Consider the following 7,412-nt stretch of genomic DNA (forward strand, 5'->3'; position numbering starts at 1 on the left):
CGTTATGTACCCCTATGTAGTCGATGTCAGCGCTTGTCCGCGCAGGGGAGACCGAGACATGTTCTGACAGTTATGCATCCGGCTATCAGCAGTTTGCCGTAGCGTCCGGACGCATGCCGGAGAAGCCGACGTACAGCGTGACGTCAGCGATCCATACCCAGACCGGTGAGCAGCGATTTGTGATCGTCGATCGCGACGGGCGCATGCACCCGGCTGGCACCGCGTGGCTGCAGTACCTCAGCGACAGTGGGCGATCACCCCTCACTGCCCGTGAGTATGGACGCCGGGTCGCGGGATATCTCTCCTGGTGTGCCCAGACGATGGACTGGCGCACGGCAACGCTCAGTCATATCGCGTTGTGGCGACAGATCGTCGCGGCCACTCCTATGGGGAAAACAAATGGTCCGGCGGTGACTCGGGCAGCGTCGACCGTCCAGTTGTGGGTCATTGCTGTGCGCTCGTTCTATGAGTGGGCCGATGCGCATGAGCTGCTGGAAACCGATCTGATCGCGCGGATGACGCAGCTCAAGTACTTTCCTCCCGGCACTCGAGCGGGCGGTGAATTCGGCGTCACCCGTCGAGTGTTGGTCGATTCTCTACGGTCCGTGACGGAGACCGAAGCCACGCCGCGATGGATCGCGGATGCGGATGCTCGCACGGCTCTCACCCATCTCGAACTCGGCACCCGAGACCGCTTCCTGGTCGATCTTCTGTCCACAACAGGCATCCGTGTGGGCGAGGCGTTGTCGCTGTTCGTGGCCGATCTGCATTTCGGTGGAGGTTCGAGGCAGCTGGGTTGCCATCACGTCGACCCGCACTTTCACGTGCGTGTCGGCAACTCGGTGGAGAACCGGGCCCGCGCCAAAGGGCGGCCTCGAACGTTGTTCGTTCATCGTGATGTTGTCGAGGCCTACATCGACTATGCCCTGGAGCGTCGAGAGATCCTCTCGGCGGCCTCGGTCCGTGATTCGAGTCCGCATGTGTTCGTCAATGTGCGCTCCGAGCCTCGTTGGCTGGGACGAGCGATGAGCTACCAGTCGGTGAAACGACTGATGGACCGGTGTTCACGAGCTATCGGCCATGATCTGAGCGGTCCGCACATGCTGCGCCATACTTTCGCCACCCGGCTGTTGCGTGGGATCGACTGCGACCCGGTACCGATCGATGTTGTCCAATCGCTGCTCGGGCATGCCAGCATCACCTCGACCCGGATCTACACCCACGATGTCGAAACTGCGATGAAAGCGGCTACCTCGGCGCTGGCACCCCGCCCCACGCCGCCGATGACAGCGTCGCGTTGATCGGCGTCGGCGGCGGTGCTGCGCTCTCGCTGTGGACAGAAAGCGGTTCACCACCGGTCCTGACATGGCGCGAGCACCTGTTGAGCCACATCGATACGCAGTGGCGACCGGGCGAGTACGACCATCGCCGGCTGATTCTGATTCCGAGCCCGGACAATCCTCGGACGCTGTTGCGGCGCTGCTGGCGCGAGGGCTGCTTCCATGTTGTGGACGGGGTACGACTCTGCCCGTCGTGCACCGCCGAGCACGCCGTGACCTCGGGACAGTCGTTGGAGGAGTTCTGTGCTTCTCCGCCGATCGTGCGTCGGGACATACGCACGTGCCTAGTCGGATGCGAGCGCACGACCCGCCGAACCGGCCTGTGCTACGCACATGCCAGGCATTACCAGAATTCTGTCCACAAGCACGGTGCCGACCTCGGCCTCATGGAGTGGATCGAACTCACCCGGCCGACGATTCTGGAGAAGACGCCATCATGCGCGATACCCGGCTGCCGGTACGACCAGGTCACCGCGACGTTATGTTCGAACCATCGAACAGCGGCACAGTGCTGGCTCACTACCTGGAACGCTGCCGGCCGGACACCACCCGCGGATGTGAACCTCTGGATCCAGCGCTCCGCGGAACCGATCGACGAGCAGACCGGCCGGACCATGGCCACGTTGCGTGCGGTGCCCTTCGGTTTGTTGGAAGAGCCTCTCCGTTTCGAGCTCGTCTACGCCCTGCAACTGCGCGACACCGACGCCAAAGCCAGCCTCGACCCCGTCCACCTCCGACATATGCACCACGCATTGCGTCGCGGCGGGGTGAGCACTCTCATCGGCTCGGATCCGCTCCAGGTCGCTGAACTCACCACGTCCACACGAGCTGTGCGGGTGTTGGCCGCTGACTGCGTCCGCCGGATCGAAGCAGAACACCGCGTGTGGTCCGGACGTGACGATCGGGATCCGAGGTTGATCCACTTCGTCGACCTCGATCTCACAGATCACCATCGGCCGGGCCCGAAGGCTGTGGCGGATCTGAACGGCTTCACCCAGAACTGGATTGTGGAGAGTGTGGCTCACTGGATGTGGAACACCCGCACCCACACCACCACCATTTCGCGGATGCTCGGGGCATGGCGTCTCGCCGATCGGGTGCTGAGTGTGCACGACAAACCGCCGTCACGGCTGAGCGCGACTGACATCGACGCCATCGTCCGAGCGATCACCGCGAAATGGCCCTCCGCGACCGAGCAACGACGCCGGATGACGATGCTCTGGACGCTCATCGAGTACGGGCATCGGGTGGACGACCTCGAGCACATTTGGAAGAACATCCCCTCACGGTTCGGTCGAAACCGCACGACGCACAGGCCGAAACCGCGCAGCGGTACCGGACGCGACGACGACGAGCCTTTCCGGTTCGTACCCCAGCCAGTCGTGGATTGGCTTATGGACCATCTCCACCTCGTCGAGCGCGACACCGATTACCGGACCATGGAGGCGCGGGCCTTGCTGTTTCTGCTCGAACGCTGCGGCCGCCGGCCCGTCGAGCTCTTGCATCTGCGCGATGACTGTCTGTCCTTCGACTCGTCCGGACACCCTTTTCTCGAGTGGGAGCGCATCAAGGCACCCCGGAGCGCGGGAAAAAGGTTGCCCATCCACCGTGAGACCCATGACTTGATCCGGCAGTGGCAAAAGGTCAAAAGTGAGTGCGGGATCGAATCGCAGTGGCTGTTCCCGTCGAGCAGGTATCGACATCGGGACGACCCCTACGGGACCGGGTATTTGCTGTCCCGACTGCGGGAGCTTGTGACCGCGGTGCTCGAGCATGCGCCGTACCCCGGCCGGGTCGAAGGTGCCGACGGAAACCTGATCGACTACGACCTGCGGACCATCGATGCTTATGCCCTGCGGCACGCCTACGCGCAGCGCTACGCCGACGCGGTGGATGCGGACGGCCGAAGCACGACACCCCCCGACGTGCTGCAGGCGCTCATGGGTCACAAGTCGTTCACCACGACGATGATGTACTACGAGGTCGGCGCCAAACGCCGCAAGAAGGCACTCGCAGCCATCCCGCCCCGGAGAATCGATTCCTTCGGCCGCGTCGTCGACGTCAATCCCGAGCGCGATGGCTTCACTCGAGTTGCCGTCGCCCTCGGACACTGCGAAGAACCACAGAATGTCGCGTTGGGCGGCGATGGGTGCATGCTCGCCCACGCGTGCGAAGCCTGCCCGTTCTTCCGGGTCGATCCCCTCGAACGCGATGGCATGATCGCCAAACGGGTCGACCTGAAGGTACACCTCGAGCGGGCGTCGGTTATCGGAACTCCCCAGCACATGCTCGATCACTATAGAGCCCGAATTGACCACTGCACCAACATTATCAACGCGATCGACGACTACCTTTCCACCCTCCCTCCCGAGGAGGGCGCGGCGATCCGGGTGGCGCTCGACAGCATGGCCGATATCCGACGCCGCGCCACCTCCGCACGACGAATCGACCTTCGCTACCACCTGAAAGCAGTCGACCAGCCATGACCACCACCGCGGCGATCGCCGGTTTGATCCACTACAACTCCGCCAGAAGCAAGCAGAAGACGCAGGCGGTCCTCGACGCCGTCGCCGAGCTTCGCGAGAGCCCGCGGGGTCGAATCACCAAATCGATCGTCGCCAGGCACGCGGGCGTCTCCCGCGAATTCATCTACGCCCATCCCGACCTACGCCAGCTCATCGACGCTGCCGCACGGGAACTTCTACACAACACGACGTCGATCCCCTCGGAAAACGCGAGCATCGACGGACTCCGCGCCCAGAACCAGACGTTCGCCGCCAAGATCTCCGACCAGAAATCCGCCATGGCGCACTTGCGGTCCACGATCCAGGAATTACAAAGACAGCGGCAGCATTATCTCGGTGACGCACTCGCTCACTCGACCATCGATATCGGCGATCACCAACGCCTACAAGCGGATCATGACCGGCTTGCCGCTGAAAACATCGCACTACGGCACCAAGTGCTTCAACAAGACAACCTCCTCGCGGAACTTCGCGAGGACCTCGCTGCATCCCGACGAGCACACGCCGAGGACCTCGCGCACCAGAATTGTGCGGACGGGACGGTCCCGCTCCACGGCCGGAGGGTGTGACGACTCACCCGTTGTCGGCCCATCAGAGACCGCGGTAGCGACGCTGACGAGACGGTTTCCATTCATCGTTGGTTAGCGGTTATTATCGCCGTATGGCGATTAATAGTGTGGATGGGTGCCTCGCCGCAGCGGGCACCGAATCGAGTCTCGATGCGGCGGTGGCGTTGTTCCACAGCCTCTCCGACGGCACCCGACTGGCGATCGTGCGCAGCCTCGCCGGCGGGGAAGCCCGAGTAGCGGACCTGGTCGGCGAGCTGGGATTGGCACAGTCGACAGTGTCGGCGCACGTGGCGTGCCTGCGGGACTGCGGCCTGGTGCAGGGCCGGCCGCAGGGCCGGCAGGTGTTCTACTCGCTGACCCGACCGGAACTGCTCGATCTGCTGGCCTCGGCCGAAACCCTCTTGGCCGCCACCGGCAACGCCGTCGCGTTGTGCCCGAACTACGGCACCGGCACCGACACCGGGGTGACGGCATGAGCGACGCCTGCGGGTGCGGCCACGACGAACCCCGCGTCGAAGGCGAGGACGAGCACGAGCCGGACAAGTGGTGGCAGGTCACCGAGATCCGGGCCGCCGCAGTGGCCGGTGTGCTGCTGATTGCGGCTCTGATCGTCCACCTGATCGGTGGGCCCGACGCTCTCGGGACGGGCTTCGAGGCGGTGGCGCTGATCGTCGCCGGCTACACCTTCGTCCCCTCCACCCTGAAGCGGCTGGCCAAGGGCAAGATCGGCGTCGGCACCCTGATGACCATCGCCGCCGTCGGCGCCGTGCTGCTCGGCGAGGTCGGCGAGGCCGCGATGCTCGCGTTCCTGTTCGCCATCAGTGAGGGCCTCGAAGAGTACGCGGTCACCCGCACCCGCCGCGGCTTGCGCGCCCTGCTGAATCTGGTGCCCGACACCGCCACCGTCCTCCGCGGCGGCCGTGAACAGACCGTCGCCCCCGCGGAGTTGAGGCTCGGGGAGATCATGATCGTCAAGCCCGGGGAGCGGCTCGCCACCGACGGCACCATCCGCACCGGCCGCACCGCCCTGGACACCTCCGCGATCACCGGGGAATCGGTGCCGGTCGAGGCCGGACCGGGTGATGAGGTGTTCGCCGGATCGATCAACGGCACCGGCGTGCTCGAGGTCGAGGTCACCGCCGGCGCGCAGGATAACTCGCTGGCCAAGATCGTCAAGATCGTCGAGGCCGAGCAATCCCGTAAGGGCGAGGCCCAGCGTCTGGCCGACACGATCGCCAAGCCCCTGGTCCCGGGGGTGATGGTCGCCGCGGCGCTGATCGCCGCGATCGGCAGCGTGTTCGGCGATCCGCTGGTGTGGATCGAACGCGCCCTGGTCGTGCTGGTCGCCGCCTCCCCGTGTGCGCTGGCGATTGCGATCCCGGTGACCGTGGTCGCCGCGATCGGCGCCGCCTCCAAGCTCGGTGTCCTGGTCAAGGGCGGTGCCGCCCTCGAAGCGTTGGGCCGGATCCGCACCGTTGCGCTGGACAAGACGGGCACCCTGACCCGCAACCGACCCGAGGTCATCGACGTCGCCACCACCGGCGGCGCCACCCGCGCCGACGTCCTGAACCTTGCAGCGGCACTCGAGGCCCGCAGCGAACATCCCCTCGCCGCAGCGATCCTCGCCGCCGTCGACGACTACACCCCGGCCGGGGACGTCGACGCGGTCCCCGGCGCCGGACTGACCGGACACGTCGGCGGCATCCCCGCTCGCCTGGGCCGGCCGGGCTGGATCGACCCGGGCCCCCTGGCCGCCGATATCGAGCGGATGCAGCACGCCGGAGCCACCGCGGTGCTCATCGAACGGGACGGCACCCTGATCGGCGCGATCGCGGTGCGCGACGAACTGCGCCCCGAAGCCCGCGACGTCGTTGCGGGGCTGCGCCGCGACGGCTACACCGTGGCGATGCTCACCGGCGACAACGAGCGCACCGCACGAGCGTTGGCCGCCGACGTCGGCATCGACGAGGTCCATGCCGATCTGCGTCCGGAGGACAAGGCCCGCATCATCGACACCCTCCGCGGTACGCGGCCGACGGCGATGGTCGGCGACGGCGTCAACGACGCCCCGGCCCTGGCCACCGCCGATCTGGGGATCGCGATGGGCGCGATGGGCACCGACGTCGCCATCGAAACCGCCGATGTCGCCCTGATGGGTGAGGACCTGCGGCACCTGCCCCAAGCCCTGCAGCATGCCCGACGCTCCCGGACGATCATGTTGCAGAACGTCGGCCTGTCGCTGGCGATCATCACCGTCCTGATCCCCCTCGCGTTGTTCGGGGTGCTCGGGCTGGCCGCCGTCGTCCTGGTTCACGAGGTCGCCGAGATCATCGTGATCGCCAACGGGGTCCGCGCCGGCCGCGCCCGCGCCCTCGCCGGCCCGACGCCGGGCATGCCCAAACCAATGTCGGCGTCTACGGCCAGCGCATGACCGGTACACCGATCGCGAGAGTGCGGCCGCCGTGGCGACTGCTGCTCGTGTCCGGTGTCGTCGATGCTCGCACTGAATCCAAGGAGTCCGCACTATGACCGCGATGTCCACGATCGTCCACGCCGCCTACACCGCCGAGATGGCGGCCGCCCGCGCCACGTCCGTGGACAGCGAGCGGTGGGCGCACCTCGAGCGTGCGCACATCCTGTCCCAGCCCTACCCGTGGCCGCACACCCGTAACCACCTCGCCATGCTCGGTCTTGCTCTGCGCCAGCGTGACCGTCGTGAAGCTCTCGGTCAGGTAGTGCGGGTCATCGTCGCGTCTCCCGGGTCCACGCTGGGCCGTTACCCCGAGGGCAACACCGGTCGTACCCGTGCCGGGCTGATGACCCGGATGACGGTGCCGGCCGACCTCGCTGAAACCCTCGCCGCACAGCATTGATTTCCTCGAGTGTCCTCAGGCAGCACAGCGAATGGGCACAGTATCCACAGCAACTGACACCCCACAGCCCGCTGGCCAGCAAAAACCGACGTAGGGGTGAGATAA

General features: G+C 65.9%; 6 protein-coding genes. All 6 read left to right on the forward strand.

All coding sequences use genetic code 11. From position 1 onward, the window contains the following. The first annotated feature begins 113 nt into the window (after positions 1-113). Positions 114-1,301, forward strand: a complete 1,188-nt coding sequence (locus RR3_RS24360; protein WP_061064897.1) for a tyrosine-type recombinase/integrase — start codon at positions 114-116, stop codon at positions 1,299-1,301. Then, positions 1,298-3,826: a tyrosine-type recombinase/integrase gene (locus RR3_RS24365; RefSeq protein WP_228045259.1), complete on the forward strand. Its 2,529-nt coding sequence runs from the start codon at positions 1,298-1,300 to the stop codon at positions 3,824-3,826. Before RR3_RS24360 ends, RR3_RS24365 begins: the two co-directional genes overlap by 4 nt. Then, positions 3,823-4,434 carry a DUF6262 family protein gene (locus tag RR3_RS24370; RefSeq protein ID WP_006554650.1) on the forward strand — a complete coding sequence of 204 codons (612 nt, stop codon included), beginning with the start codon at positions 3,823-3,825 and terminating at the stop codon, positions 4,432-4,434. The genes RR3_RS24365 and RR3_RS24370 overlap by 4 nt, the downstream gene beginning before the upstream one ends. A 92-nt stretch (positions 4,435-4,526) precedes the next feature. Continuing rightward, positions 4,527-4,910 (forward strand): ArsR/SmtB family transcription factor, encoded by a 384-nt coding sequence (locus tag RR3_RS24375; protein WP_072786599.1) that lies wholly within the window; start codon positions 4,527-4,529, stop codon positions 4,908-4,910. Further along, entirely contained in the window at positions 4,907-6,865 is a 1,959-nt protein-coding gene (locus RR3_RS24380) for a heavy metal translocating P-type ATPase (protein ID WP_006947237.1), read from the forward strand. Before RR3_RS24375 ends, RR3_RS24380 begins: the two co-directional genes overlap by 4 nt. A gap of 94 nt (positions 6,866-6,959) precedes the next feature. Beyond that, positions 6,960-7,307 carry a DUF3703 domain-containing protein gene (locus tag RR3_RS24385; protein ID WP_006554224.1) on the forward strand — a complete coding sequence of 116 codons (348 nt, stop codon included), beginning with the start codon at positions 6,960-6,962 and terminating at the stop codon, positions 7,305-7,307. Positions 7,308-7,412: the final 105 nt, after the last annotated feature.

It is taken from the genome of Rhodococcus ruber NBRC 15591 (assembly GCF_001894945.1).
GTDB classification, from domain to species: Bacteria; Actinomycetota; Actinomycetes; order Mycobacteriales; family Mycobacteriaceae; genus Rhodococcus; species Rhodococcus ruber.